25 protein-coding genes are annotated in these 26070 nt (G+C 65.7%); 15 read left to right on the forward strand and 10 right to left on the reverse strand.

Going from position 1 to position 26070, the window contains the following annotated elements:
- The first annotated feature begins 98 nt into the window (after positions 1–98).
- The gene (gene clpB, locus POM99_RS15170) at positions 99–2678 is read left to right on the forward strand and encodes an ATP-dependent chaperone ClpB (protein ID WP_277279309.1); all 2580 of its coding nucleotides are present in this window, start codon (positions 99–101) and stop codon (positions 2676–2678) included.
- A gap of 67 nt (positions 2679–2745) precedes the next feature.
- Positions 2746–3420, forward strand: a complete 675-nt coding sequence (locus tag POM99_RS15175) for a spermine/spermidine synthase domain-containing protein (protein ID WP_277279311.1) — start codon at positions 2746–2748, stop codon at positions 3418–3420.
- 96 nt (positions 3421–3516) lie between these two features.
- Here POM99_RS15175 and POM99_RS15180 read toward each other — a convergent pair whose 3' ends face one another.
- The 4 genes from POM99_RS15180 to ligK form a co-directional block, all read right to left on the reverse strand.
- Positions 3517–3933 (reverse strand): secondary thiamine-phosphate synthase enzyme YjbQ, encoded by a 417-nt coding sequence (locus POM99_RS15180; RefSeq protein WP_277279313.1) that lies wholly within the window; start codon positions 3931–3933, stop codon positions 3517–3519.
- 72 nt (positions 3934–4005) lie between these two features.
- Positions 4006–4902, reverse strand: a complete 897-nt coding sequence (locus tag POM99_RS15185) for an amidohydrolase family protein (RefSeq protein WP_277279314.1) — start codon at positions 4900–4902, stop codon at positions 4006–4008.
- A gap of 147 nt (positions 4903–5049) precedes the next feature.
- The gene (locus tag POM99_RS15190; protein WP_277279316.1) at positions 5050–6111 is read right to left on the reverse strand and encodes a 4-oxalomesaconate tautomerase; all 1062 of its coding nucleotides are present in this window, start codon (positions 6109–6111) and stop codon (positions 5050–5052) included.
- Positions 6112–6228: 117 nt separating this feature from the next.
- A complete protein-coding gene (ligK, locus tag POM99_RS15195) occupies positions 6229–6900 on the reverse strand; it encodes a 4-carboxy-4-hydroxy-2-oxoadipate aldolase/oxaloacetate decarboxylase (RefSeq protein ID WP_277279317.1) in 672 nt (223 codons plus the stop codon).
- 110 nt (positions 6901–7010) lie between these two features.
- Between ligK and ligR the strand changes: the two genes are divergently transcribed.
- The 7 genes from ligR (at position 7011) to POM99_RS15230 (ending at position 12802) form a co-directional block, all read left to right on the forward strand.
- Entirely contained in the window at positions 7011–8165 is a 1155-nt protein-coding gene (gene ligR / locus POM99_RS15200) for an aromatic metabolism transcription factor LigR (RefSeq protein WP_277279319.1), read from the forward strand.
- Positions 8166–8228: 63 nt separating this feature from the next.
- The gene (locus POM99_RS15205; RefSeq protein ID WP_277279321.1) at positions 8229–9062 is read left to right on the forward strand and encodes an NAD(P)-dependent oxidoreductase; all 834 of its coding nucleotides are present in this window, start codon (positions 8229–8231) and stop codon (positions 9060–9062) included.
- Positions 9059–10084, forward strand: a complete 1026-nt coding sequence (locus POM99_RS15210) for an amidohydrolase family protein (RefSeq protein ID WP_277279322.1) — start codon at positions 9059–9061, stop codon at positions 10082–10084. The genes POM99_RS15205 and POM99_RS15210 overlap by 4 nt, the downstream gene beginning before the upstream one ends.
- Positions 10081–10497, forward strand: coding sequence for a protocatechuate 4,5-dioxygenase subunit alpha (gene ligA / locus POM99_RS15215; protein WP_277279323.1), 417 nt, complete (start codon positions 10081–10083; stop codon positions 10495–10497). The genes POM99_RS15210 and ligA overlap by 4 nt, the downstream gene beginning before the upstream one ends.
- 1 nt (position 10498) lies before the next feature.
- Positions 10499–11338 carry a class III extradiol dioxygenase subunit beta gene (locus POM99_RS15220; RefSeq protein ID WP_277279324.1) on the forward strand — a complete coding sequence of 280 codons (840 nt, stop codon included), beginning with the start codon at positions 10499–10501 and terminating at the stop codon, positions 11336–11338.
- Between the two features lie 120 nt (positions 11339–11458).
- On the forward strand, positions 11459–11815 hold the full coding sequence (locus POM99_RS15225) for a hypothetical protein (RefSeq protein WP_277279325.1): 357 nt from the start codon (positions 11459–11461) through the stop codon (positions 11813–11815).
- 42 nt (positions 11816–11857) lie between these two features.
- Positions 11858–12802, forward strand: a complete 945-nt coding sequence (locus tag POM99_RS15230; RefSeq protein ID WP_277279326.1) for a Gfo/Idh/MocA family oxidoreductase — start codon at positions 11858–11860, stop codon at positions 12800–12802.
- Between the two features lie 252 nt (positions 12803–13054).
- Here the strand turns inward: POM99_RS15230 and POM99_RS15235 are convergent, their stop codons facing one another.
- From POM99_RS15235 to POM99_RS15250, 4 genes are read right to left on the reverse strand one after another with little or no spacing between them, the layout of a single operon-like run.
- A complete protein-coding gene (locus POM99_RS15235) occupies positions 13055–13633 on the reverse strand; it encodes a GNAT family N-acetyltransferase (RefSeq protein WP_277279327.1) in 579 nt (192 codons plus the stop codon).
- Positions 13634–13635: 2 nt separating this feature from the next.
- On the reverse strand, positions 13636–14718 hold the full coding sequence (locus POM99_RS15240) for an alpha/beta fold hydrolase (RefSeq protein WP_277279328.1): 1083 nt from the start codon (positions 14716–14718) through the stop codon (positions 13636–13638).
- A gap of 10 nt (positions 14719–14728) precedes the next feature.
- Entirely contained in the window at positions 14729–15085 is a 357-nt protein-coding gene (locus POM99_RS15245; protein ID WP_277279329.1) for a hypothetical protein, read from the reverse strand.
- A gap of 10 nt (positions 15086–15095) precedes the next feature.
- Positions 15096–15860, reverse strand: coding sequence for a helix-turn-helix transcriptional regulator (locus tag POM99_RS15250; protein WP_277279330.1), 765 nt, complete (start codon positions 15858–15860; stop codon positions 15096–15098).
- 111 nt (positions 15861–15971) lie between these two features.
- On the opposite strand from POM99_RS15250, the gene POM99_RS15255 reads away from it, so the two are divergent.
- From POM99_RS15255 to POM99_RS15275, 5 genes are all read left to right on the forward strand, one after another.
- Complete coding sequence (locus tag POM99_RS15255) at positions 15972–17111, forward strand: acyl-CoA dehydrogenase family protein (protein WP_277279331.1); 1140 nt, start codon at positions 15972–15974, stop codon at positions 17109–17111.
- Between the two features lie 140 nt (positions 17112–17251).
- Positions 17252–18040 (forward strand): CmcJ/NvfI family oxidoreductase, encoded by a 789-nt coding sequence (locus tag POM99_RS15260; protein WP_277279332.1) that lies wholly within the window; start codon positions 17252–17254, stop codon positions 18038–18040.
- Between the two features lie 319 nt (positions 18041–18359).
- Positions 18360–20852 carry a TonB-dependent receptor gene (locus POM99_RS15265; protein WP_277279333.1) on the forward strand — a complete coding sequence of 831 codons (2493 nt, stop codon included), beginning with the start codon at positions 18360–18362 and terminating at the stop codon, positions 20850–20852.
- A gap of 130 nt (positions 20853–20982) precedes the next feature.
- Positions 20983–22467, forward strand: coding sequence for a lignostilbene-alpha,beta-dioxygenase NOV2 (gene nov2 / locus POM99_RS15270; RefSeq protein ID WP_277279334.1), 1485 nt, complete (start codon positions 20983–20985; stop codon positions 22465–22467).
- A complete protein-coding gene (locus POM99_RS15275; RefSeq protein WP_277279335.1) occupies positions 22464–23381 on the forward strand; it encodes an SDR family oxidoreductase in 918 nt (305 codons plus the stop codon). The genes nov2 and POM99_RS15275 overlap by 4 nt, the downstream gene beginning before the upstream one ends.
- 19 nt (positions 23382–23400) lie before the next feature.
- On the opposite strand, the gene POM99_RS15280 is transcribed toward POM99_RS15275, so the two are convergent.
- Positions 23401–24276 carry a dienelactone hydrolase family protein gene (locus tag POM99_RS15280; protein ID WP_277279336.1) on the reverse strand — a complete coding sequence of 292 codons (876 nt, stop codon included), beginning with the start codon at positions 24274–24276 and terminating at the stop codon, positions 23401–23403.
- 69 nt (positions 24277–24345) lie between these two features.
- Entirely contained in the window at positions 24346–25263 is a 918-nt protein-coding gene (locus POM99_RS15285) for an SDR family oxidoreductase (protein WP_277279337.1), read from the reverse strand.
- A 68-nt stretch (positions 25264–25331) separates the two neighbouring features.
- Between POM99_RS15285 and POM99_RS15290 the strand changes: the two genes are divergently transcribed.
- Entirely contained in the window at positions 25332–26000 is a 669-nt protein-coding gene (locus POM99_RS15290; protein WP_277279338.1) for a nuclear transport factor 2 family protein, read from the forward strand.
- Positions 26001–26070 lie beyond the last annotated feature (70 nt).

A 26070-nucleotide genomic window follows, 5' to 3' on the forward strand; every position in this document is an offset into this window, starting at 1 on the left:
GTTGCGGCGGCCCGCCATCGTCCACAAATTTGACCCAGCTCCTTGTGTTGCCGAAAAGCCACACTACCTTTGGGCCAAGTAGGAGGACACGAGCAGCCATGAACCTCGAGAAATTCACCGACCGCGCCAAGGGTTTCCTGCAGGCGGCGCAGACCGTGGCGATCCGCATGAACCACCAGCGGATCACGCCGGACCACATCCTCAAGGCCCTGCTCGAAGATGGCGAGGGCATGGCCAGCGGGCTGATCGGCCGCGCGGGCGGCAATGCCGCGCTGGCGCAGGCCGAAGTGGACAAGGCGCTGGCGAAGATTCCGGCGGTTTCGGGCAGCGGCGCGCAGCAGACGCCGGGCCTGGACAACGATGCCGTGCGCGTGCTGGATTCGGCCGAGCAGATCGCGGCGAAGAGCAACGACAGCTTCGTGACCGTGGAGCGCATCCTCGTCGCGCTGGCGCTCGCCTCCACCACCACTGCGGGGCAGGCGCTGAAAGCGGCCAATGTTACGCCCCAGGTGCTGGAAGCGGCGATCGTCGCCCTGCGCGGCGGCCGCACGGCGGACAGCGCCGGCGCGGAAAACGCCTATGACGCGATGAGGAAGTACGCGCGTGACCTGACCGAGGCCGCGCGTGACGGCAAGCTTGATCCCGTGATCGGCCGTGACGAGGAAATCCGCCGCACCGTGCAGATCCTTGCCCGCCGCACCAAGAACAACCCGGCGCTGATCGGCGAACCGGGCGTGGGCAAGACCGCGATTGCCGAAGGGCTGGCGCTGCGCATCGCCAATGGCGACGTGCCGGATTCGCTGAAGGATCGCCGCCTGATGGCGCTCGACATGGGCGCGCTGATCGCGGGCGCCAAGTATCGCGGCGAGTTCGAGGAACGGCTCAAGGCCGTGCTCGATGAAGTGAAGGGCGCCGAGGGCGAGATCATCCTGTTCATCGACGAGATGCACACCCTGATCGGGGCGGGCAAGGGCGAGGGCGCGATGGATGCCTCCAACCTGCTCAAGCCCGCGCTGGCCCGTGGCGAACTGCACTGCATCGGCGCCACCACGCTGGATGAATACCAGAAGTACGTGGAAAAGGACCCCGCGCTGCAGCGGCGGTTCCAGCCCGTGTTCGTGGGTGAACCCACCGTGGAGGATACGATCAGCATCCTGCGCGGGATCAAGGAAAAGTATGAGGTGCACCACGGCGTGCGCATTGCCGACAACGCCATCGTGGCGGCGGCGACGCTTTCCAACCGCTACATCTCGGACCGCTTCCTGCCGGACAAGGCGATCGACCTGATGGACGAGGCCGCCAGCCGCATCCGCATGGAAGTGGAGTCCAAGCCCGAGGAGATCGAGAAGCTGGACCGGCGCATCATCCAGATGAAGATCGAGGAGATGGCGCTGGCCAAGGAGACCGACCAGCCCTCGCGCGATCGGCTCGCCACGCTGCGCGAGGAGCTGGCCAACCTTGAGCAGCAGTCGGCCGAACTCACCACCCGCTGGCAGAACGAGCGCGACAAGATCGCGGCGGAAGGCAAGGTCAAGGAACAGCTCGACGCCGCGCGCGTGGAGCTGGAACAGGCGCAGCGCCAGGGTGATCTCGGCAAGGCGGGCGAGCTGGCCTATGGCCGCATCCCCGAGCTGGAGCGCAAGCTGGCCGAGGCGCAGGCGACGTCGGAAAACGCCCTGCTGCGCGAGGAAGTGACCGCCGACGACATCGCCGCCGTGGTCAGCAAGTGGACCGGCGTGCCCGTGGACCGGATGATGGAAGGCGAGCGCGAGAAGCTGCTGCACATGGAAGAGGCGCTGGGCAAGCGCGTGATCGGGCAGAAGGACGCGGTGCTGGCCGTGTCCAAGGCCGTCCGCCGCGCGCGTGCCGGGCTGCAGGATCCCAACCGGCCGCTGGGCAGCTTCCTGTTCCTGGGCCCCACGGGCGTGGGCAAGACCGAGCTGACCAAGGCGCTGGCGGGCTTCCTGTTCGACGACGACAACGCGATGGTGCGCATCGACATGAGCGAGTTCATGGAGAAGCACGCCGTTTCGCGGCTGATCGGCGCGCCTCCGGGCTATGTCGGCTATGACGAGGGCGGCGTGCTGACCGAAGCGGTGCGGCGCAGGCCCTATCAGGTCGTGCTGTTCGACGAGGTGGAAAAGGCGCACCAGGACGTGTTCAACGTGCTGTTGCAGGTGCTTGACGATGGGCGGCTGACCGATGGCCAGGGCCGGGTGGTGGACTTCACCAACACGCTGATCATCCTCACCAGCAACCTCGGCAGCCAGTACCTTGCCAACCTTGACGAAGGGCAGGACGTGGAAAGCGTGGAGCCGCAGGTGATGGACGTGGTGCGCGCGCACTTCCGCCCGGAATTCCTGAACCGGCTTGACGAGATCATCCTGTTCCACCGGCTGGGACAGGCGCACATGGCGCCGATCGTGGACATCCAGGTGGGCCGCGTGGGCCGCCTGCTGAAGGACCGCAAGATCGCCATCGAACTTACCGATGCGGCCAAGCGCTGGCTGGGGCGGGTGGGCTATGATCCGGTCTATGGCGCGCGGCCGCTGAAGCGGGCGGTGCAGCGGTATCTGCAGGATCCGCTGGCGGAAAGGCTGCTGGCCGGGGAAATCCCCGATGGCAGCACCGTGCATGTCGACGAAGGCGATGGCGGGCTGGCCTTCGCCGTCAATTGAACCGCTGGGTTCGGGTTCAGGGCGCGGGAGCATTGCTTCCGCGCCCTTTTCCTGTCAGGCGCTGGGCATGATCCAGCGTGAATATATCGGCACCGCCTATGTCCCCGGCGGAGAGGAACTGGTGCTTTACCGCCATGGCGCGGACTTCATGATCGTGATGGGCCATAATGAGCTGATGAACACGCGGATGAGCGGTTCTGAAGAGGCCTTGGCGCGGATGACGATCGAGCGGCTGGGCAAGCATGGCCGCGCCGCGCACCTGCTGGTGGGTGGCTATGGCATGGGCTTCACCCTGCGTACTGCGTTGAAAGAGCTGGATGATTCTGGCCGGGTGACAGTGGCGGAGCTGGTGCCGGGGATCATCGACTGGGCGCGCGGGGCCATGGCCGAGGTCACCGCCGGCTGCCTTGACGATCCGCGCGTGCGGCTGGTGGAAGACGATGTTTTCGAGATGATTTCAAGGGCCCGCGACCAGTACGACGGCATCCTGCTGGACGTTGACAACGGCCCCGATGGCCTGACCCGGCCGGGGAACAACCGGCTTTATGCGATGCGCGGGCTGAAGGCGGCGTGGGATGCGCTGCGGCCGGGGGGAATCCTGGCGGTGTGGTCTGCCGCGCGCGATCCCTCGTTCACCAACCGCCTGAAAAACGCCGGTTTTCAGGTGGCCGAAGTGGGCGTGCGGGCGCGCAGCAATGGCAAGGGCGCGCATCACGTGATCTGGTTCGCCCAGCGCGACTGACCGGAATCGGCGTAGATTGACCGGGGGTTGAGAACGACTGAGAGGGGGTTGAGATCGACTGAGACCGGTTGAGAGCCCGCTGAAGCCTGCTGAAACCTACTCTCCGAACAGGTGCAGAACCACCTTGCGCCGGTGCGGTGCGGCACGGTGCTCGCACAGCCAGATGCCCTGCCACGTGCCCAGCGCCGGTCGCCCGCCGACGACCGGGATCGACAGGCTGACCCCGGTGAGGATCGACTTGAGGTGCGCGGGCATATCGTCCGGCCCTTCGTCATCATGGGCATAGCCGCTGCTTTCGGGCGCGACGCGATCGAGCCAGGCGGCGATATCGCGCGGCACCTCGGGCGCGGCGTTTTCCTGGAAGGTCAGCGAAGCCGAGGTATGGCGGCAGAACACGGTGAGCAGGCCGGTGGCCATGCCCTGTTCGTCCACCCAGCGCACAACTTCACGCGTGATTTCGACAAGGCCCTGCCCGGAGGTGGAAAAGGCGAGCTCGGTGGTGGACTGGCGCATCGTGGCGCTATGGCAGGATCGGTATTGGAAGGGCCAGACCAGTTTCCGCAAAAGTCCGGCCCTTTTTCCGCATCAATCGGCCCAGTAGAGACGGTTGGGGTTGTCGATCAGCAGCTTGCGCTGCAGCTCTTCGGTGGGGGCGATGCGGGGGATCATGTCGACGAGGTGGCCGTCGTCAGGGATCTCGGTGTCCATGTTGGGGTGCGGCCAGTCGGTGCCCCAAAGCACGCGGTCCTGATAATCCGCGACCAGGGGCGCGACCGCATCGGCAAAGGCGTTCCACGGATCGCCCGCGCCGCCTTCCTTGATCGCATCGAGGCGATCGGGGCAGGTGGCCTTGAACCAGATGTCGTCACGGCTGTTCAGGAAGGCGCGAAAGGCCTTCATGTCCGCGCCATCAGGCCCCTGCCGCACATCGGGGCGGCCCATGTGGTCGATGACGAGGGGGACGGGGATGGCGTCCATGAAGGGGCGCAGTTCCTGAAGGATATCGGCCTCGAAATAGATCACCACGTGCCAGCCCTTGGGCAGGCGCTGCGCCACTTCGAGGAACTTGTCCTTGGGCGCATCGTCAACAAGGCGCTTCAAAAAGTTGAAGCGGATGCCGCGGATGCCGCCTGCGTGCAGGGCATGGAGATCGGCCTCGGAGATTGCCGGATCGACCACGGCGACGCCGCGCGCCTTGCCGTTGGATTTGGCGATGGCATCGAGCGTGGCGGCGTTGTCAGTCCCATGGCAGCTGGCCTGCACGATCACGTTCTTTTCGAAGCCGAGGAAATCGCGCAGGGCGAAGAGCATGTCCGGCCCGGCGTCCTGCGGCAGATACTTGGCCTTGGCGCTGAAGGGGAACTGCGCCATCGGGCCGAAGACGTGGCAGTGCGCGTCCACCGCGCCGGCGGGCGGGGTGTAGCGCGGCTTTGACGGGCTGGTGTGCCAGCTGAGAATGCGGTCTGCGTTCTGGGCGGTCATCTGGTTCATCCGTTTGCGCTGTGGTCCTTCGACAAGCTCAGGACGAGCGGAGTTTGTTCTGGTTCTGCTTCAACCCGCTCATGCTGAGCTTGTCGAAGCATGTTGGCCCCTCTCCCAACCCTCTCCCCTGAAGGAGAGAGGGCCAAGCTAGCCAAAGACAACGCCGTCCATCAGCTTGCGCGCGGTGCGCAGGAGGGCGGCGGTGCGGACCTGGCCGGATTCGTCGGTTTCGAGCACGCAGCTCATTTCCCCGGTCGGGTGTTCGACCGAAAGCGTCTTGCGCGTGCCTTCGGGGATGGAGGCCACGTCGGCGGCGGGGGAGCCGGGGATGAGGCAGGCGGTGGCGACGCTGACCGCGCCCAGCACGCCGATGGTGGCGTGGGCGCGATGGGGAATGAAGCTGCGCACGGTGACCGCGCCGCCGTTCCTGGGCGGGGCGACGAGCATCATCTTGGGGACTGACTTTTCCTTCACATCGCCCAGGTTCATCATCGGGCCGACGATCAGGCGGATCGCCTCGATCTTCGCTTTCAGGTCCGTGGCGTTATCGAGCCAGTCACGGTCTTCATAGCCGGTGATCCCGAGGTCTTCAGCATTCATCACCACGCAGGGCATGCCATTGTCGATGAGGGTGACGGCGACGCCATTGACCACATCGACCGCGTTGCCGGTGGGCAGCAGCGCGCCGCAGGAGGAGCCGGCGGTGTCCCGGAATTCGAGCGGGACCGGGGCGTGGGTGCCGGGCACGCCATCGATGGCGGCGGTTCCGGTGTAGGTCACCTTTCCACCCGGCGTCTGCACCGTGGCGACGGCAACCTGCCCTGTGTTTTCCATGTAGATGGCGACGCGGGTTTCTTGCGCACTGGGTGCGACGAGGCCGCGTTCGATGGCGAAGGGGCCGATGCCGGCGAGGATATTGCCGCAGTTCTGCGCATCGGTGACAATGGCCTGATCGACGAAGACCTGCAGGAACAGGTAATCCACGTCGATGCCTTCGCGGGTCGATTTGCTGACGACCGCGACCTTGCTGGTCAGCGGATCGGCGCCGCCCATGCCGTCGATCTGCACCGGATCGGGGCTGCCCATCACGGCGAGGAGGAAGGCATCGCGCTCGGCGGTGTCGGCCGGAAGATCGGACTTGAGGAAATAGCCGCCCTTCGAGGTGCCGCCGCGCATCCACATGCAGGGTGCGGAGAGGTTGGTGGTCATCGGCTCCCCTCCCGCCTGCGGGAGGGGCTGGGGGTGGGCAGATGGCGGGCGCGGTGCATGGTCAGCCCACCCCCGACCCCTCCCGCGAGCGGGAGGGGGGCAGGAAGGATGGGGGCCTTACACATACTTGAGGCCTTCCTTTTCGAGCCGTTCGCGCATCTTGTACATGTCGAGGCCGAGGATGCCGGAAGCGAGCTTTTCGCGCTTTTCGCCTTCGTTGGCTTCACGGGCCTGCGCCGCCTTGAGCACCATTTCGGCATTGGCGCGGGGAACGACGCAGACGCCGTCGTCATCGGCCACGATCACGTCGCCGGGGTTCACCAGCGCGTTGGCGCAGACGACGGGGATGTTGACGCTGCCGAGCGTGTTCTTGACCGTGCCCTGCGCGTAGATCGCCTTGGACCAGACGGGGAACTGCATCTCGGTGAGATCGCGCACATCGCGCACGCCGGCGTCGATGATCAGGCCGCGGCAGCCGCGCGCCTGCGCGCTGGTGGCGAGCAGATCGCCAAAGTAGCCGTCTTCGCATGGGGAAGTTGGGGCGAGGAGGAGGACATCGCCCGCCTTGAGCTGTTCGATGGCGACGTGGACCATCCAGTTGTCACCCGGAGGCGCGCTGATGGTGACGGCCGAGCCGGCGATGCGCGCGCCGTGATAGATCGGGCGCATGTAGGAGGCGAGCAGGCCGGTGCGGCCCTGCGCTTCGTGCACCGTCGCCACCCCGCAGGCGGCGAGGCCGTCGATCACCGCTGGATCGGCGCGTTCGATGTTCTGGACGACGATACCCATTGGCGGCTCCCGTTGCTGCAAATCCGTGTGGCGGTTCCATGGGCCGGGTGGGGCAGAGCGCCAAATGCAATGTTTGGCACGGGTCATAAGGAAATGCTAAACGCCCGAAGATGCAGGAACCCGTCGTGAATATCCGGCACTTTGCCGCGCTGGCCGCAACAGTGCAGCATGGCAGCGTGACCCGCGCGGCGCGGGCGGTGAACCTGACGCAGCCGGCGCTGACCCAGGCGATTGCGCGGCTGGAGGCGGAACTGGGCTGTACGCTGTTTGAACGCGGGGCGGCGGGCATGGCGCCGACCGAGCCGGCGCGGCTGCTGGCGCCACGGGCCGAAGCGGCGATTGCGCACATCGGCAGTCCGCGCGTGACGGGCACGCAGTTGCGCGCGTTCCTGGCGCTGGCGCGGGCGGGATCCTATGCCGGGGCGGCGGAGGCGACCGGGCTTTCCGCAGCATCGCTGCACCGCGCGGTGGCGGACCTGGGCGTGGCGCTGGGCCAGCGGCTGGTGGACAAGCGGGGCCGTTCGATCATGCTGACCCCGGCGGGGGAGCGGCGGGCGCGCGGATTTGGCCTGGCGATGGCGGAACTGCGTGCCGGGCTGGCCGAAGTGGCGGCGTGGCAGGGCAAGGCGGCAGGACGGCTGGTGGTGGGGGCGATGCCGCTTTCGCGCGCGCGATGGCTGCCCGAAACGATATTGAGGTTCCATGCGGCGCATCCGCGCGTGGCGATTGCGGTGGTGGAGGGGAGCCATGCCGAACTGGCCGGGCCGCTGCGCGATGGCGAGATCGACCTGATGCTGGGCGCGCTGCGTGAGGCGGTGGTACTGGACGACCTGCGGCAGGAGGCGGTGTTCGAGGACCGGCCGCAGCTGGTGATGCGGGCGGGGCACCCGCTGATGCAGGAGCGCAAGCCGGGCGGGGCGGCGCTGGCGGCATTCCCATGGATCCTGCCCGCGCGCGATACGCCGCTGCGGCGATACTGGGAGGACATGATGCGCGCGGCGGGCACCGAGCCGCCGGCGGTGGGGATCGAGTGCGGATCGGTGCTGACGGTGCGGCAATTGCTGCTGGGATCGGACGCGCTGACGCTGCTGAGCCCGGCGCAGCTGGCGGTGGAATTGCAGGCGGGCGTGCTGGCGGCGATGCCCACGCCCGCGCCGGTGCTGCGGCGGATCGGGATCACCACGCGCGAAGGGTGGCGGCCCACCGCGCCACAGGCCGCGTTCGTCGCGCTGCTGCACGAAGTGGCGGCAGAAGGTTTTGCATAAACTTATGCCCCTTGCGCGAATTGCATTTGTTTGCGGCGGCGCGCGCCCGCAGGACGACGCGCCATGGAGAGCACGCCAGATTTGACCATTGCCCTGATCGGCTTCGGCGAGGCCGGATCGACTTTCGCCAAGGCGGCCGGCTGGGAATCCGGCGCGCTGGCCTTTGACGTGGTGCCGGCGCGGCGCGCGGTGATGGAAGATGCAGGCGTGGTTGCCTGCGCCACGGCGGAATGCGCGCTGTCTGACGCGGACCTGGTGCTGTCGCTGGTGACGGCGGATTCGGCGCTGCCCGCGGCGCAGGACTATGCCGCGCTGCTGAAGCCCGGCGCGCTGTGGTGCGACATGAATTCGGTGGCGCCCGATACCAAGCGCGCGGCGGCCGTGGCGGTGGAGGCCGCTGGCGGGCGCTATATCGACGTGGCGGTGCTGGCGCCGGTGAACCCGGCGCGGATGAACGTGCCGCTGCTGGTGGCGGGCGCGGCGGCGGAGGAAGCGGCGCAGGCGCTGCGCTCGGTGGGGTTCGCCAACGTGCGCGTGGTGGGCGGCGAAGTGGGCCGGGCCAGCGCGATCAAGATGATCCGTTCGGTGATGGTCAAGGGCATCGAGGCGCTGACCGCGGAGATGATGCTGGCGGCGACCAGGGCGGGCGTGGCGGACGAGGTGCTGGCCTCGCTGGACGCCAGCGAGAAGGCGCAGAGCTGGTTTGACCGCGCGGAATACAACGTGGAGCGCATGACGACCCACGGGCTGCGGCGCGCGGCGGAGATGGAAGAGAGCTGCAAAACGCTGGAATCGCTGGGCGTGGAGCCGGTGATGACCAGCGGCACGGTGAAGCGCCAGCGCGAGCAGGCGGGCAAGACGATCGCATTCAACCCCGAGAGGACTGAAGTCGCATGACCATGATCATCGACTGCCACGGCCACTACACCGTGCTGCCAAAGGCGCACGACGAGTGGCGCGAGAAGCAGAAGGCCGCATTCAAGGCCGGGACCGAGTGCCCGCCGTACCCCGAAATCTCCGACGACGAGATCCGCGAGACGATCGAGAGCAACCAGCTGCGCCTGCTGAAGGAGCGCGGCGCGGACATGACGATCTTTTCGCCCCGCGCATCGGCCATGGCCCCGCATGTGGGTGACCAGACGGTGGCGGTGAAGTGGGCGCAGGTGTGCAATGACCTGATCGCGCGGGTGGTGGGGCTCTATCCCGAAACCTTCGCCGGGGTGTGCATGCTGCCGCAATCACCCGAAGCGGACATGACCAGCTCGATCGCCGAGCTGGAGCGCTGCGTGAACGAGCTGGGCTTCATCGGCTGCAACCTGAACCCCGATCCGGGTGGCGGGCACTTCAAGCATCCGCCGCTGACGGACGAGTACTGGTTCCCGTTCTACGAGAAGATGTGCGAGCTGGACGTGCCGGCGATGATCCACGTTTCAGGATCGTGCAACCCGGCGATGCACGCGACGGGCGGGTACTATATTGCGGCCGACACCATCGCGTTCATGCAGCTGCTGGAAGGCGACCTGTTCAGCAGGTTCCCGACCCTGCGCTTCATCATCCCGCACGGCGGCGGGGCGGTGCCCTATCACTGGGGGCGCTATCGCGGGCTGGCCGACATGCTGAAGAAGCCGGGGCTGGACACGCACCTGATGAACAACGTGTTCTTCGACACCTGCGTCTATCACCAGCCGGGCATCAACCTGCTGGCCGACGTGATCGAGAACAAGAACATCCTGTTCGGCAGCGAGATGGTGGGCGCGGTGCGCGGGATCGACCCGACGACGGGCTTCTATTTCGACGACACCAAGCGGTATGTCGACGCGCTGGATATCAGCGACGCCGAGCGCCACGCGATCTTCGAGGGCAATGCGCGCCGCGTGTTCCCGCGGCTGGACGCCAAGCTGAAGGAGAGGGGCCTGTGAACGACAAGGCGCGGCAGAACATCCACGAGTACCTCGCCGAGTTCGAGGATATCCCGGGCACGCGGGTCTATACCGCCGCCCGCGCGCGCAAGGGGTACTGGATCAACCAGTTCGCCATGAGCCTGATGAAGCCGGAGAACCGCGAGCGGTTCAAGGCCGACGAGCGCGCGTACCTGGACGAATGGAAGATCAGCGAGGAGGCGAAGGAGGCGCTGCTGGCGCGCGACTACAACCGCCTGCTGGACCTGGGCGGGAACGTGTACTTCCTTTCCAAGCTGTTCTCGTCGGACGGGCTGCCCTTTGCCGAGGCGGTGAGCACGATGACCGACATGACCTGGCCGGAATACCGCCAGATGATGCTGGACGGGGGACGTTCTCCGCAAGGCAACCGCTCGATCAAGGGAGGCTACTGACATGGCCCGCATTACCGCTGGCGTTGGCTCCAGCCATGTTCCGCTGCTGGGTGTCGCTGTTGACCAGGGCAAGTGGCAGGACGACTATTTCGGCCCGATCTTCAAGGGATACGAGTGGACCCGCGAGTGGGAAGCCCGCGAAAAGCCCGACGTGGTGATCCTGGTCTACAACGACCACGCATCGGCCTTTGACGCGAACATCATCCCGACTTTCGCGATCGGCTGCGGCGAGCACTACAAGAGCGCCGACGAAGGCTGGGGCCCACGCCCGGTGCCCGACGTGGAAGGTCATGCCGACCTTGCCTGGCATATCGCGCAGAGCCTGATCCTCGACGATTTCGACATGACGATCATCAACGAGATGGACGTGGACCACGGCCTGACCGTGCCGCTTTCGATGATGTTCGGCCAGCCGGAGAAGTGGCCGTGCAAGGTGGTGCCGCTGGCGGTGAACGTGGTGACCTACCCCGTGCCATCGGGCAACCGCTGCTGGGCACTGGGCGAGGCTATCGCCCGCGCGGTGGAAAGCTTCCCCGAGGACCTGAACGTGCAGATCTGGGGCACCGGCGGCATGAGCCACCAGCTGCAGGGACCGCGCGCCGGGCTGCTGAACCGCGAGTGGGACAACAGGTTCCTCGACATGCTGGAGGCCGACAACGACGATGTGCGCCATATTCCGCACATTGAGTATTTGCGCGAGACCGGCAGCGAGGGAATCGAGATGGTGATGTGGCTGATCATGCGCGGTGCGCTGGGTCGGAAGGTTAAGAGATTGAATCGCCACTATCACATTCCGTGCAGCAACACCGCGATCGGGCACATTGTACTGGCGCCGGAGTAGGGTTTCCTAAACGTCTGTGGCGGAGGCTTCCATGCGGGGAAATCCCCCCATCGCCCGAAGGCGGGCGACATGGAGAGCGTTATGTCACAGCATTATCTGATAGTTGCTGTCTTGCAGGAGATGGACAGGCTTACCTCGAAGCTGCGCAACATCGTCGAGGTTCAGCCTGAAGACTGGAAGGAGGGCTACACCTCGTATCGTCGCCAGCTGGGCCTGAGCATAACGGAAATGGTTAAGCTGGCGAAGCACGACCTGGGGATGAGCAGGGAGGACGCGCGGACCCTGAAGGCCGAGTTCGAGGCGTGTCGCGCCGCGATCGCCCGGCATCAGGAGGCCTATCCGATGGAGACGCTGGTCCTTTCGGCGCCCGGGTTCGTTGAATCGTTCAACCGGGTGGACGCCTGCTTCCTTGGCTTCCGGGCGACGATGCAACGGCTGATCGAGCGGTATCAGGTGGAGTTCGAAGGTATCGATTGAGGTGTCCATGCAGGGCACCGCATTGAAGAACGGGAGTATCTCATGCGTATTGCCCTGGCCGGCGCCGGCGCGTTCGGCGAAAAGCATCTTGATGGTTTGAAGAACATCGACGGCGTGGAGATCGTTTCGATCATCAGCCGCACCGGTGAACAGGCGGCCGCCGTCGCCGCCAAGTATGGCGCCAAGCACAGCTCCACCGAGCTGGAAGACGCGCTGGCCCGCGACGACGTGGACGCGGTGATCCTGTGCACGCCGACGCAGATGCACGCCGAACAGGCGATCGCCTGCATGAAGGCGGGCAAGCACGTGCAGGTGGAAATCCCGCTGGCCGACAGCTGGGCCGATGCGCAGGAGGTGCTGCGCGTGCAGGAAGAGACCGGCAAGGTCTGCATGGTGGGCCACACCCGCCGCTTCAACCCGAGCCACCAGTTCGTGCACAACCGCATCAAGGCGGGCGAATTCAACGTGCAGCAGATGGACGTGCAGACGTACTTCTTCCGCCGCCGCAACATCAACGCCAAGGGCGAGCCGCGCAGCTGGACCGACCACCTGCTGTGGCACCATGCCGCGCACACGGTGGATCTGTTCGCCTATCAGGCGGGCAGGATCGTGAAGGCCAATGCCATCGAGGGGCCGATCCATCCCGAGCTGGGCATCGCCATGGACATGTCGATCCAGCTGAAGAGCGAGAGCGGCGCGATCTGCACGCTTTCGCTGTCATTCAACAACGACGGGCCGCTGGGCACCTTCTTCCGCTATATCGGCGATACCGCGACCTATATCGCGCGCTATGACGACCTGGTGAACGGCAAGGAAGAGCCGATCGACGTTTCCAAGGTGGACGTCAGCATGAACGGCATCGAGCTGCAGGACCGCGAGTTCATTGCCGCGATCCGCGAAGGGCGCGAGCCGAACAGTTCGGTGCAGAAGGTGTTCGACTGCTACCGTGTGCTGGGCGAGCTGGAAACCCAGCTGGCCAAGGGCTGAGGATACGAGAAGGCCCGCCGGAGACGGCGGGCCTTGCCTTGTTGGCGGCCGTATCCGGGAAGCAGATGGCTGACCGCGGCGATGCCAAAGATCATCACGGCGACAGACGTGGAGGGGGGCGATAGAAATCCGCCACGAAACCGGGGTCGCACTGAGGACATCTGCCCGCGAGAACAATGCCTTCATTGTGAGCGCAGCGAGGCAATCCCGGGTGTCACGACCCCGCTTCCCGATCGTCAGGACCGGCCGCCTTCACCCCATGCCATAGGCGTTCTTCATGCCGCCCTGCCGTTCAAGGTTCAGCGCCATGATCGCGATGTCGTGGGTCTCTCCGTTGGAATCGCGCACGTGGTCGCGCAGCAGGGCTTCGGGCAGGAAACCCATATCCTCGAACACTTTCAGCGCCGCGCCCTGATCCGGGGTGAGCCGGGCCATGACCTTGCTTGCGCCCGCTTCCATCGCCATCGCGAGACATTCCTGCGCCAGCACCCGGCCAAAGCCGGTGCCGCGCATCGCCGGGCTGATGACCATGCGGATCTCGGCCACGTGGGGGGACCAGCTGAGTTCGTCGCGCGCCAGCGCGGTGCAGCCGACCAGCTTGCCCCCTTCCAGCGCGACAAGGCTTTGCATCAGGCCGCGCTCCACCTGTTCGATCCACGCGGCGACGACCTTGGGATTGCGGATGTCACGCAACAGGAACAGCAGATCGTGCGCGGGCACGCTACGGGCGAATGCCACCAGCGAATCGGCATCGCCAGGCTCCAGCCGGCGCAGCACGATGGCGCGGGTGCCCGCCTGCACGGTGCGGGGATAGGTCAGGGTATCGGACATTCTCAAACGGACCTCTTGCCAAGCCAGCCGTCGATCAACGGCCAGAGCCGCCGCAGCGCCGCAGGGCCGGCCACCAGGCTGACATGGCCGCCCTTGGAAACGAGCTGTTCGCGATCGGTCGATCCGGTCAGGGTCATGATCGGATGCGCCGCCGCCTCGCTCACGATGTGATCGTGCTGCGCGATGATGTTGAGGATCGGCACGGTGATGCGCGCCAGGTCCACCGTCCGCCCGCCGATCTCCAGTTCGTTTTTCACCAGCGCATTGGCCCACATCAGCTTCTTGATCTGATCGCGGAAGTATTCCCCCGGGACCGGCAGCGTCTCAGCCGCCCAGCGATCGAACATGCGGTAGGATCGCACGAATTCGTCGTTCCACATATTGGTCCACAGGTGCAGGCGCCCCGCGGTGCGGTTGGCCGGGCGGGCGAGATCGAAGGCGCCCAGCATCAGTTCGGGCGGGATCACGCCAAGCCGGTCAACCACCATGTCCACATCGAAATGGCGCTGGTCGGCCCAGGTCTGGAACAGGCGCATCGTGTCAAAATCGATCGGCGTGGCGAAGAGCACCAGGTTCTTCACCGCGTTGCCCGCGTGCAGCGCGGCGTGGATGGTCGCCAGCGTGCCGCCCATGCAGTATCCGGCCAGCGTGATCTCGCGCTCCCCGGTGATCTCCGCGATCCGGGCGATGCTGTCGGGGATGAAGCGGTCGACATAGTCGGCGATGGCGATGTGCGCCTCGTCGCGCCGGGGCGGCGCCCAATCGAGGTTGAACACGTCGAAGCCGCGGTTCAGCAGGTATTCGACCATGCTCTGCCCCGGAGCGAGATCGAAGATATAGCCCTTGTTGCTGGGCGGCGAGACGATCAGCAGCGGCCGGCGATAGATCTCGTCCACCACCGGGCGATAGCGCCAGAGCATGGCGGTGCCTTCACGGTGGACCAGGTCCCGCGCCATTGCGCCCACTTCGGCGCGGGTGGAGGTGAGAAACTCCAGCCCCTTGATATTGCGCTTGAGCGCGCGGTCCACCTCGCGCCGGACGCGATCGGCGACGGCTTCGGGGGAAAGCGGTGCGGATTCGGCCATCCCGGTGCGGTCAGCCCGGCTTGCGCGTGCGGCGCGGTTCCTTCACCGCGGCGGCGGGGGGCGCCGCCTTGCCCGCCAAGGCCTCGATCGCCAGCCGCAGCCGGTCGATGCTGTCCTCGATCGCGTCGAGCCGTTCGCCGATCTGGTCCACCTGCGCCTTGCTCGGCAGGTTCAGGTTGCGCAGCAGCGTGTCCATCTGCTCGCCAAATGCGCGCTGCGCCACCAGCTGTACCTTGGTCGCCTGCCCGATGATCGCGCCGAACTGCTCGTTCTCGGTCAGCTTGCCCGACCAGCTGTTGATCTCGTGCTCCCACTTCTGGACCATGTCCGTCCAGGCGGCGACGGGATCGAACGGCTTGTCGGTCATGCGGTCTCCTTCAGGTAGCGAGCGAGATGTAGCCGAGCTGCGCCGCCTTGAAGACGGTCTGGCTGCGATTCACGGCGTTCAGCTTCATCGATGCGTTGTGGATGTGGAACCGCACGGTGGCGCGGCTGCGGCCCATGATCATGCTGATTTCCAGGTCGGTCTTGCCGATCGCGGCCCAGCGCAGGCACTCCACCTCGCGCTTTGACAGGCGTGATCCCGGGGGCAGCGCCTGCACCGATCCCATCGCGTGGACATAGCTGGCGATGAACGTGCGCGAATAGATGCCGAAGGCGTCGCCATGTTCGAGAAACTGGTCGTCCAGTTCGGTGATGGTGTCGTCCAGCGGGTTGAAGCTGACCGCGCCGATCTGCCCGAACGGCAGGTGCACCGGCACCACGATCGCCGCGCGCGTCATCGCCCGGGTCTCGAAATTGGTGAGGTCGATGGCCGACAGGTAATGGTTGGGCTGGCGGGTGTGGAACCCGCTGGCGTTCACCCAGAACGGTTCGCTTTCAAAGCGGCAGGCTGAGGTGATCGGCGAATCCAGCGCGATGCGCGAATTGCGCCACCACGTCTTTTCCTCGGTCCAGCCGAACACGTCGCTGGCCAGCACATTGCCATCGGCATCGACGGGCGTACGCTTGTCAGCAATATCCTGTTGCGGCGCGGCACGCATGCCGGCCGAAAGGGCAAGGGCGTTCAACGCCTCGGCCGCGCGGCGCACGTCCTGCGGGCCGCTGATCCGGACCGAATCGATGGATTCCACCGAAAGCACGCTCTTCTCCCAGTTGTTGCCCGCTCTTGTACCGGCAGGTCTGCCGGGAAACAATCGCAGGTGCACCCTGAAATGCCTAGTCTTTTGCAGAGCAACGAAGCGCCCCCGACGATGGTAGAGCTTGAAGCCGATGGGAGTGAACCTGTGAACTTCGACCTCACCGAGGACGAGGAGATGCTCAAGGCCCTGGCCGAGCGTTTCGTCGTGGACCAATATGATATCGATCGCCGCCGCGCCTATGTCGCCACCGACGAAGGCTTCGGGCGCGAGAACTGGGCGCTGCTGGGCGAACTTGGCCTGATCGCCGCGCCCTTTGCCGAAGAGCACGGCGGGCTGGGACTGGATGCCACGGGCATCGCCACCGTGTTCGAGGCGCTGGGCAAGGGCCTGGTGGTGGAGCCGCTGATCGATGCGGTGCTGCTGGCGGGCCGGCTCTTTGCCGCGACCGCGCCAGAAGCGCTGGCCGCGCAGTGGATCGAAGGCCTGCTTGCGGGGCACAAGCGCCTCGCGCTCGCCCATGCCGAAACCGGCAGCCGTGACGGCAGCCTGTGGGTGGAAACCAGCGCCACCAGCCAGGGTGATGTAGCGACGCTGACCGGGACCAAGGCCTATGTCGTCGCCGGCGCCGGGGCCGATGGCTATGTCGTCAGTGCGCGGACCGGGGGCAGCCCGGGGGATGACGATGGCCTTGGCCTCTATTTCGTCGAGGCCGGGGCTGCCGGCCTTACCGCCACACGCTGGCGCGTGGCCGATGGGTCGGTCGCCGTTTCACTGACGCTTGATGCCGTGCCTGCCGTGGCGCTTTCGGGCGGGATCGCCCAGATCGAGGAGGTCGAGCAGGTCGCCTCGCTCGCCCGTTCGGCCGAGGCGGTGGGCATCATGCAGCGTCTGTTCGATGAAACGCTGGAATACCTGCGCACGCGCGAACAGTTCGGCACTCCGCTGGGCCAGTTCCAGGCGATCCAGCATCGCATGGCCGCGCAATACACCGCGCTGGAACAGGCCCGCGCCCTGCTCAACTATGCCATGGTCACGCAGGGCACGCCCGAATTCGCCAGCGCGGTGCGCGGGGTGCGTGCCTTCGTCGCCCCGGCGGCGCTGGAACTGGGGCACGAGATGATCCAGTTCCATGGCGGCATGGGCGTGACCGACGAACTGATCATCGGCCACGGGCACAAGCGCCTGCTGGTGATCAGCCGCTGGCCCGACAGCCCCGAAGCCGCGCTTGACGCATACGCCAACGCAGCGTGAGGATTGAAAAGGCGCTGTTTTCGGCACGCAGGGGCCGCCGCCCTCTCGGTTGAGGTGATGGCGGCTTCGGGGCAGAATGCCACTGGCGCTCTTTCAAGACTGCGGAACCGGCGGGACGGCCGGCCGCTGTGGAGTGGATGATGGAAGCCCTGATCGCCTATTCCGGCCGCCGCTTTGCGCGTCCGCGCTATTACGCCAATGCGCACGAGCGGGACGAAGTGGACATCGCGCCGGTGGCGATGACGATCACCGATGCGCGGGGCGCGGGCACGCACGTGGACCGCGAGGGGTTCCAGCTGGTGCGGCACGCCAGCGCGGTGGACGACTTTGCCGACCGCGAGGCGGTGCTGGCCGTACACAGGCGCGAGATCGAGGAACTGGTGCAGGCGCAGACCGGGGCGGACTTCGTCCATGTGGGCAGCCCGGGCCTGCTGCGCTTTTCCGAACGCAGCGGCAAGGCGGGCAGCCTGGACAATTCGATGCCGGCGCGGTTCGCGCACATCGACATTTCGGACCGCACTGCGCTGGGTTTCGGGCAGGCCGGCGCGAAGGACAGGCCCTATACCCGGTGCGCGCACTATAACGTGTGGCGGGCAATCTCCCCCCCGCCGCAGGACGTGCCGCTGGCGCTTTGCGACGCCCGCACGATTGCGGGCTCTGAGCTGATTGCCGCAGATGCGGTGTTCGACGCGCCCGGCAGGCCGGAATGGTCGTTCGAAGGGCTTGTGGTGGCCCATGGCGCGGCACACCGGTGGATGTACTTTTCCGCGATGACGCGTGACGAGGTGGTGCTGTTCAAGACCCACGATACCGATGCGCAGCGCGCGCGGCACGTGCCCCATGTCGCCTTCGACTTGCCCGGATGCCCCGAGGACGCCGCACCGCGCGTTTCCATCGAGATGCGGGCAACGGCCTGGTGGTGGTGCTGATGATCCCAGATTGTTCACCAACGTGAAATTTCACGCTGGTGAAATTCCGAATCGCTGTTACACTCGCCCCTGCGGATAGCCGCAGGACGGTATCCGTCGCCTTCTTAACGCGGGCGGACCATTACTGATGTGACTGAGTTGCAACGCCAAAATCGCCAATGAATGCCACACTGCGAAAAGCGTTTGCTTCGATATTAGCAATTGTTATGGTGTAGATCGGTTCAGCCGTAAGAGCGGACCGTTGGGATTGAGGGGAATTGCCATGGCCAGGATCTTGGCCGGGAAGCGCCTTGGGCTGCTTGCCGGAGCTTGCACCGTATTGTCTACTGCTCCTGCACTTGCGCAGGAGGCCACCGCTTCCGACCAGACCGCTGCGACCGCACCCGAAATCGTGGTGACGGCGCAGTTCCGCGCGCAGAAACTGCAGGATACGCCGCTGGCGATCACGGCCGTGAACGCCGCGATTCTGGAAGCGCGCGGGCAGACCGACATCTCGCAGATTGCCGCGCAATCGCCGAACGTGACGCTGCGCGCGCAGCCGCAGAGCGGCGGTATCGGCCTGATCGCGTTCATCCGCGGCATCGGCCAGACCGACTTCAACTATGCACTGGAGCCGGGCGTCGGCATCTATGTCGACGACGTCTACATCCCGACGCTGTCAAGCTCGCTGCTTGACCTGATGGACCTGGAGCGTGTGGAAGTGCTGCGCGGTCCGCAGGGCACGCTGGCGGGCCGCAACTCGATCGGCGGCGCGATCAAGCTGTTCAGCAAGAAGCCGACCGGCGAGGGCGGTGGTTACCTGCAGGCGACCTATGGCCGGTTCAACCGCATCGACGTGCGCGGCGTGGCCGACTTCAAGATCAGCGATCACCTGTTTGCGCGGCTTTCCGGCGCGACCAAGAATTCGGACGGCTATGTCAAGCTGCTCGACTATGGCCTGTCGCACCCCAATTCCAACGTGCCGGCCAACACCAATTCCGGCAACGGCATCGAGCGCGGCACGCTGGGCGGCCGTTCGTTCTCGGCCGGGCGGCTGGCGCTGCGGTGGGAAGCGAGCCCTGACGTGGAAGTGAACCTTGCCGCAGACTACACCCGCGAACGCAACGATGCGGGCGCGCAGGTGCTGCTCTATGGCAACAAGGCGGCGACCACGCCTGACGGCATCCCGTGGCTGACGGGCAAGGACGGCAACGCCGTGCCGCTGACCTGCGCCTTCGTGCCCTACAGCACGCGCTTCCAGCAGAGCTGCGACACCACGCCGGCGGGCTATGACCCGCGGTTCATCAACTACGCCAACTTCCTCGATGCGCGCACGCCGACCAGCCAGGCGCCGTTCAAGCCCTATGCCGCGAACAACCAGCAGAACTATGACGGCTGGGGCGTGACCGGCAATGTGACGGCGAACCTGGCCGACAACCTGACCGCGGTGTGGATCTCGTCGTACCGCCACTACAAGATGAGCTTCGGCTTCGACCAGGACGGCTCGCCCGTGCCGGTGGCGCAGCTCGACAACATCCTTCGCCACCGCGCGTGGAGCCAGGAAGTGCGCCTGAACGGCAGCTTCATGGACAAGAAGTTCGAATACACCCTCGGTGGGTTCTACTTCGACCAGAACGGCACCTATAACGCCCGCGTCGACCTGAACTATGCCGGGATCGACTTCATCCACGGGCCGGACAGCACACCGTCGACCTCGAAGGCGCTGTTCTTCAACGGAACGTTCCACATCACCGATGCCTGGGGCATCACCGGCGGCATTCGCCATACGTGGGACAAGAAGGATTACACCTATTTCCGGTCCAACCCGGATGGGACGGTGCCGTTTGGTGATTGGACGCCTGCACAGCTTCCGTTCCTGCCGATTTGCGAGTCCTTCCAAGGACTTGGACCGGTTGCACCCGATGGTACGCCGTTACCGACCGCAGTTGGTAACAGCCCGAATTGCCTGCTTTCCGGCCTCTACAACGTGAAGGGCCAGTTCAAGGGGCAGCGCACCGACTGGCGCATCGAGACCGACTACCGGTTCAGCCCGGAAGTCTTCGCCTATGCCTCGATCGCCACGGGCTACAAGGGCGGCGGCGTGAACCCGCGTCCGTTCTTCGGCCCTTCGGCGGGTGAATGTTCGGCCTTGCCGCCGGGCGTGCTGGCACCGTGCAACCAGATCAAGTCGTTCCAGCCGGAAACACTGACAACCTATGAAGGCGGCCTGAAGACCGACCTGTTTGACCGCAGGCTGCGCCTGAACGTTTCGGCCTTCTTCAACAAGTACGACAACATCATCCTGACGCTGACCCGCTGCCCGGCGGCGCCGTGCCTGCTGCCCGCAAACGTGGGCAAGGCCGATGTCTGGGGCCTGGAAGGGGAAACCACCATCCGCCCGGTCGATGGCCTGACGCTTGATGGCTCGATCAGCTATCTGAACTTCAAGTACAAGGACACCGGCACCACGGGCGTGCCGCTGACCGACGTGACCCCGTTCACGCCGAAGTGGAACTGGAGCGCCGGCGTACAGTACGACTACACGATGAAGGCCGGCATGATCAGTGCCCGCTTTGACGGCACCTATCAGTCGTCGATCTACACCGAGGCCTTCAACAGCCCGAGCAGCCTGGTCGACGGCCGGTTCCTGGGCAACGTGCGCCTGAGCTATACCAGCCCGGACAAGGACTGGCAGCTTTCGGCCGAAGTGCAGAACGTGTTCAACAAGTACTACTACAACACGGTCGAAAACGTGGAAGCATCGCTTGGCGCGATCACGGCCAATCCCGGCCTGCCGCGCACCTGGGCGCTGACGCTGAAGCGTTCGTTCTGATCGCTCTTCAACGGGGGGCTTGGGGCCGTCATCGCGCAAGCGGTGGCGGCCCCGGTCGTTTGGGGAAATGGGTTGAAATCGCCCAGCCGTGCGCTAGAACAATCCTAACAATTGATAAGGTGAGGATGCGATGGGCGCGTTTCCGCAGACGATCTATTTCACCGGGGCAAATGCGCCGGTGGGCGAGGAGTACGAGCTGACCGGCCTGCCGGTGGAAGGCGACCTTCCGGCGGAAGTGCGCGGCAGCTTTTTCCGCGCGGTGCCCGATCCTGCCTTTCCGCCGAAGTTCGACAACGACCACACCCTGTCTGGCGACGGCATGATCAGCCGGGTGCGCTTCAACGGCGACGGCACGGCGGACTTTGCGGTGCGTTTTGTGGAAACGGCGCGCTACAGGGCGGAAAAGGCGGCGGGCCGGGCGCTGTTCGGCAAGTATCGCAACCCCTTTACCGATGAGGCGGAGGTGCAGGGCGTGGACCGCACCGTGGCCAACACCACGCCGGTGTGGCACGCGGGGCGCCTGCTGATGGCCAAGGAGGACGGGCGGCCCTATCGCGTCGATCCGGTGACGCTGGACACCATCGGTTCCTATGACTTTGGCGGAGCGCTGAAGAGCGAGACGATGACCGCGCACGTGCGCATCGACGCACAGACGGGCGAGCTGTTCTTCTATGGCTATGAGGCGGATGGCTGCGCATCGACGAAGGTTGCCTATTGCATCGTAGGCCCGGACGGTGAGCTGAAGCGCGAGCAGTGGTTCGATGCGCCTTATTGCGCGATGATGCACGACTTCACCATCAGCGAGAACTATGCGCTGTTCCCGATCTATCCGACGACGGCGGAACTCGACCGGCTGAAGGCGGGCGGGGAGCACTGGCATCACGAGCCGGAGCTGGACAGCTGGCTGGGCGTGATGCCGCGCTATGGCGACGTGCGTGAGATCCGGTGGTTCAAGGGGCCCAAGGGCTGCCATTCGTATCACATGATGAACGCGTGGGAGGACGAGGCGGGGCTGCTGCACTTCGATGCGTGCCTGAACAACACCAACGCCTTTGCCTTCATCCGTGAACCATCGGGCATCCACATGGCGCCACAGGACGTGAAGGGGGCGCTGACGCGCTGGAGCGTTGATCCCAAGGCGGAAGGGGGCGAGGTGACCGAGACGATCATCGGGCCTCCGGGCGATTTTCCGGTGATCCCCGCCAGGCTGCAGGGGCGGCGTTACCAGACCGGGTTCCTGCTATCGATGAACCCCGCGCTGCAGGGGCCGCCGCTGTTTGCAGGGCCGGTGGGGGTCAGCTTCAACATGCTGCTGCGGCTGGACGGGATGGACACGCCGACACCGCAGGTGACGCAGGCGCTGCCGCTGCCGCCGATGGCGGGCTATAACGAGCCGGTGCACGTGCCTGCGAACGATCCGGCGCACGAAGGCTGGCTGGTGTGCATCGTGGACCAGCAGGCGGGCGACACCTTCACGCACGAGGCCTGGGTGATCGACGCCGGGCGCATCGGCGCGGGGCCGGTGGCGCGGGTGAAGATCCCGGCGCGGCTGCGGCCGCAGGTGCATGGCTGGTGGGTGCCGCAGGCGCAGATCAAAGAGGGAGTGCAGGCATGACCCGGATCGTCATCACGGGGGCTTCGGGCAATTATGGCCGGGGGCTGACCGACCGGCTGGTGGCGCAGGGGCGCGCGGCCGACCTGATCCTGATAACCCGCAAGCCGGAGAAGCTGGCCGATCGCGCGGCGCAGGGCTGCACCGTGCGCTATGGCGATTACGACAAGCCGGAGACGCTGGCCGAGGCGGTGCGTGGTGGCGAGCGGATGCTGCTGATTTCCGGCACGCGCGTGGGCGCACGGGTGGAGCAGCACAAGGCGGCGATCGACGCGGCGGCGGCGGGTGGCGTGAGGCATATCGCCTATACCAGCTTCATCGGCATCGACGATCCCGCCAACCCGGCTGAAGTGCGGCATGACCACATCGAGACCGAGCGGCTGATCAAGGCGAGCGGCTGCGCCTGGACCATGCTGCGCGATGCGCACTATGCCGATTCGATGATCCTGATGGCCGGGCCCGGCGTGATGCAGAGCGGTAAGTGGTTTTCCAACGCGGGCAAGGGGCGCGAGGCGATGGTGTGGCGCGACGACTGCATCGAGAGCGCCGTCGCCGTGCTGACCGGCGATGGCCATGAGGGGCAGGTGTACAACATCACCGGGCCGGAGCTGCAGACCTTCCGCGAAGTGAGCGCGATCATGGCGGAAGTGACGGGGCGTCCGGTGGAGTACGTCTCGCTGAACGACGAGGCGCAGTACGCCATGTTCGACGCGATGGGCATTCCGCGGAGGCCGGTGGACGACCAGGAGATCAACGGCATCCCGTGGAACAGCGATGACATGGTCAGCTTTGGCCGGGCGATCCGCGAGGGATATCTTGAGCTGCTGACCGATGACGTGGAACGGCTGACCGGGCGCAAGGCGCGCAGCGTGCGGCAGATGATCGAGGAAAACGTGGAAATGCTGCGCTCGGCCTGAGCGCAGCATTTCGTTCCGGTCAGAGGCTGGACTTGTAGAGTGCCAGCATGCGGCCCCATGCCTTGTCGGCCTGCACCTGATCATAGATCGGCGCATCGATGGTGCACCAGCCATGCTGGGCGGGATAGACCTCGATCTCGGCCGGGCGCTTGGCGGCATCGGCGGCCTTGCGCAGTTCGTCCTTGTCGGTGGGCGCGCGCTCATCGTCGTTCTTGGCGATGGCGAAGAGATAGGACGCCTTGGTGGCGGCAAGCAGCCTGTGCGGGCTGTCAGGCGCATCGGACACGAGGCCGCCGCCGTGGAATGAGGCGGCAGCGCCCACGCGATCCGGATTGGCGAAGGCGGTGCGCACGGTGAAGGGGCCGCCCATGCAATAGCCGCAGGAACCGATCTTCTTCGCAGTATCGACCTCGGGCTGCTGGTCGAGGAAGGCGACAAAGGCCTTGGCATCGCGCACCGTGCCATCGGGCGTGATCCCGGCGATCAGCGGCTTGAGCTTGGCCTGTCCTTCGGGCGTGCGCCAGGCGGTGAGCGAATCGAGAATGGGGGCGGGGCTGCCCCGATAGTACTGGTTGACGACGAGGACGGCGTAGCCCTCACCGGCCAGGCGGGTGCCCATGGTCTTGTAGGCATCGCGCAGGCCCGCAATGTCAGGCCACATGATCACGGCGGGGTGCTTTCCGGTGGCGGGCGCGATCAACACGGCATCGCAGGTGCCGTCCGGCGTGGTGATGGTGACGGCGCGGCTCTTGGTCGGCATCGCCGCGGTACCAGTGGCGGTTTGCGCCATGCAGCCGGGCATGACGGTCAGCGCCGCTGCGCCCGCACCCAGTGCGGTGAACTGGCGGCGGTTGAGATAGGCGGCATTGTCCAGTTCGGTAAGATCGTCGCACATCGGCGTGGCTCTCCTCGGGTCCCGTCGGGGGCGCACGATAGCCAAGCCGATGCGCGGGGCAAGCGCCTCCTAGATCAAGTCATCAAGTCGTATCACCTGCCCGGCCTGTGCCGCCTTCATCGCCTCGCGGCGGAGATGTTCGATGTGCAGGCGTTCGGGCGGGGCTTCTTCGTCGGGCAGGGCGGCGAGGCTTGCTTCGTAGATCTCGCGGAAATCGTCGGCGAATTCAGGGTGGGTGAGGATCAGGCCAGCGTTGCGGGCCATGCCGCGGAACACCTTCCGGCCGACTTCATAGGGGGCCATGCCCGCATCGAAGGCGGTGCCGAACTGCTCCAACTCCGCCTTGCTCACGGGTGCGAAGCCGCTTTCACCGAACTCGGCCGGGCGCTTCAGCGCGGAATCCCAGGCGTTGGTGCGGGTGAGGGCGGGGCAGCACAGCGAGCAGCCGATATCGTGCGGGGCAAGGTTGTAGCGCAGCGATTCGGTGAGGCCGCGCACAGCGAACTTGCTGGCGGTGTAGATCCCCGCCTGCGGCCCAGGCAGGAAGGCGGCCATCGAGGCGACGTTGACCACATGGCGCAGGCCCGATGCCGCCTTGATGCGCGGCAGGAAGCTGACCAGTCCATTGACCACGCCGCCGAAGTTGACGCCCATGATCCAGTCGAAATCATCGTAGCTTGCTTCATCGGTGGGGCCGAACACGCTGACCCCGGCGTTGTTCACCAGCACGTGCACCGCGCCGAAATGCCGCTGCACGGTTTGCGCAGCATCGGCGAAGGCTTCACGATCGGTGACGTCGAGCTTGACGAAGAGCGGCGGCTCGCGGCCCTTTTCGGCGAACCACGCCTCGGTCTGCGCGCGATGCGCCTCGTTGCGATAGCTGAGCGCCAGTTGCAGGCCCTCGTCGCTGAACGCCTGTGCGATGCCAAGGCCAATGCCCGTGACGCCTCCGGTGACGAAGGCGACCTGTCCTTTCCAGCTGCCCATTTTTCCTCTCGCAATCACTCTCACGATTGTTAGTGTTACATACAAAGAACACGAATGGGAGAGTCGAAATGAGCGACGCCGATCAGCGCCTTGCCGCGTTGGAGCGACGGGTTGACGAGCTGGAGGATCAGCACGCGATCCGCCGCCTGCAGATGGCCTATGGCTATTACATCGATTACAACCGGCCCGAGGAAGTTGCCGGCCTTTTCGCCAAGGACGGCGCGGTGGTGTTCCTTTCGGGCGAGTATCGCGGCCATGAAGGCGTGATGCGGCTTTATGGAACTTGGTTCCAGAACCTGTTCACCGGCGGGCGCCGCGGGCCGGTGCATGGCCTGCTGCTCGATCACTTTCAGCTGCAGGATGTGATCACCGTGGCGCCGGACCGTCAGACCGCCAAGGGGCGCTTCCGCGGAATCCTGGCAGGCGGCTGGCACGACGATGTGCTGGCGAACAAGCCGGAAGGCATGCCGCAGCAGTTCTGGGAAGCCGGGATCTATGAGAACGACTATGTGCGCGAAGACGGCGTGTGGAAGATCAAGCGGCTCAATTACCTGATGCAGTGGCAAGCTGACTACGAGGAAGGCTGGGCCAAGACCAAGGCGCACCTGCAGCCGGCGGTGCAGTGCTATCCGGAAAATCCGATCGGCCCGGATGTGATCCTGCCGGAAGAGGAATGGCGGAAGACTGTAGCGCGACGATTACGGTGTCCGGTCGGCGTCAATTTTGATGGCCGATAGGTGGCCGCGCCGGTTGGTGAATTCTGGCTACCATTTGCTGTTGCGAGGAGCAACCGTCGAGCGACAATTA

Origin of the sequence: Novosphingobium cyanobacteriorum (assembly GCF_029436685.1) — a bacterium.
Classification (GTDB): Bacteria; Pseudomonadota; Alphaproteobacteria; order Sphingomonadales; family Sphingomonadaceae; genus Novosphingobium; species Novosphingobium cyanobacteriorum.

Coding starts and splice junctions, on each gene's coding strand:
- clpB (WP_277279309.1), top strand. CDS start 99: ATGAACCTCGAGAAATTCACCGACCGCGCCAAGGGTTTCCTGCAGGCG.
- POM99_RS15175 (WP_277279311.1), top strand. CDS start 2,746: ATGATCCAGCGTGAATATATCGGCACCGCCTATGTCCCCGGCGGAGAG.
- POM99_RS15180 (WP_277279313.1), bottom strand. CDS start 3,933: ATGCGCCAGTCCACCACCGAGCTCGCCTTTTCCACCTCCGGGCAGGGC.
- POM99_RS15185 (WP_277279314.1), bottom strand. CDS start 4,902: ATGACCGCCCAGAACGCAGACCGCATTCTCAGCTGGCACACCAGCCCG.
- POM99_RS15190 (WP_277279316.1), bottom strand. CDS start 6,111: ATGACCACCAACCTCTCCGCACCCTGCATGTGGATGCGCGGCGGCACC.
- ligK (WP_277279317.1), bottom strand. CDS start 6,900: ATGGGTATCGTCGTCCAGAACATCGAACGCGCCGATCCAGCGGTGATC.
- ligR (WP_277279319.1), top strand. CDS start 7,011: ATGCAGGAACCCGTCGTGAATATCCGGCACTTTGCCGCGCTGGCCGCA.
- POM99_RS15205 (WP_277279321.1), top strand. CDS start 8,229: ATGGAGAGCACGCCAGATTTGACCATTGCCCTGATCGGCTTCGGCGAG.
- POM99_RS15210 (WP_277279322.1), top strand. CDS start 9,059: ATGACCATGATCATCGACTGCCACGGCCACTACACCGTGCTGCCAAAG.
- POM99_RS15220 (WP_277279324.1), top strand. CDS start 10,499: ATGGCCCGCATTACCGCTGGCGTTGGCTCCAGCCATGTTCCGCTGCTG.
- POM99_RS15225 (WP_277279325.1), top strand. CDS start 11,459: ATGGACAGGCTTACCTCGAAGCTGCGCAACATCGTCGAGGTTCAGCCT.
- POM99_RS15230 (WP_277279326.1), top strand. CDS start 11,858: ATGCGTATTGCCCTGGCCGGCGCCGGCGCGTTCGGCGAAAAGCATCTT.
- POM99_RS15235 (WP_277279327.1), bottom strand. CDS start 13,633: ATGTCCGATACCCTGACCTATCCCCGCACCGTGCAGGCGGGCACCCGC.
- POM99_RS15240 (WP_277279328.1), bottom strand. CDS start 14,718: ATGGCCGAATCCGCACCGCTTTCCCCCGAAGCCGTCGCCGATCGCGTC.
- POM99_RS15245 (WP_277279329.1), bottom strand. CDS start 15,085: ATGACCGACAAGCCGTTCGATCCCGTCGCCGCCTGGACGGACATGGTC.
- POM99_RS15255 (WP_277279331.1), top strand. CDS start 15,972: ATGGTAGAGCTTGAAGCCGATGGGAGTGAACCTGTGAACTTCGACCTC.
- POM99_RS15260 (WP_277279332.1), top strand. CDS start 17,252: ATGGAAGCCCTGATCGCCTATTCCGGCCGCCGCTTTGCGCGTCCGCGC.
- nov2 (WP_277279334.1), top strand. CDS start 20,983: ATGGGCGCGTTTCCGCAGACGATCTATTTCACCGGGGCAAATGCGCCG.
- POM99_RS15275 (WP_277279335.1), top strand. CDS start 22,464: ATGACCCGGATCGTCATCACGGGGGCTTCGGGCAATTATGGCCGGGGG.
- POM99_RS15280 (WP_277279336.1), bottom strand. CDS start 24,276: ATGTGCGACGATCTTACCGAACTGGACAATGCCGCCTATCTCAACCGC.
- POM99_RS15285 (WP_277279337.1), bottom strand. CDS start 25,263: ATGGGCAGCTGGAAAGGACAGGTCGCCTTCGTCACCGGAGGCGTCACG.
- POM99_RS15290 (WP_277279338.1), top strand. CDS start 25,332: ATGAGCGACGCCGATCAGCGCCTTGCCGCGTTGGAGCGACGGGTTGAC.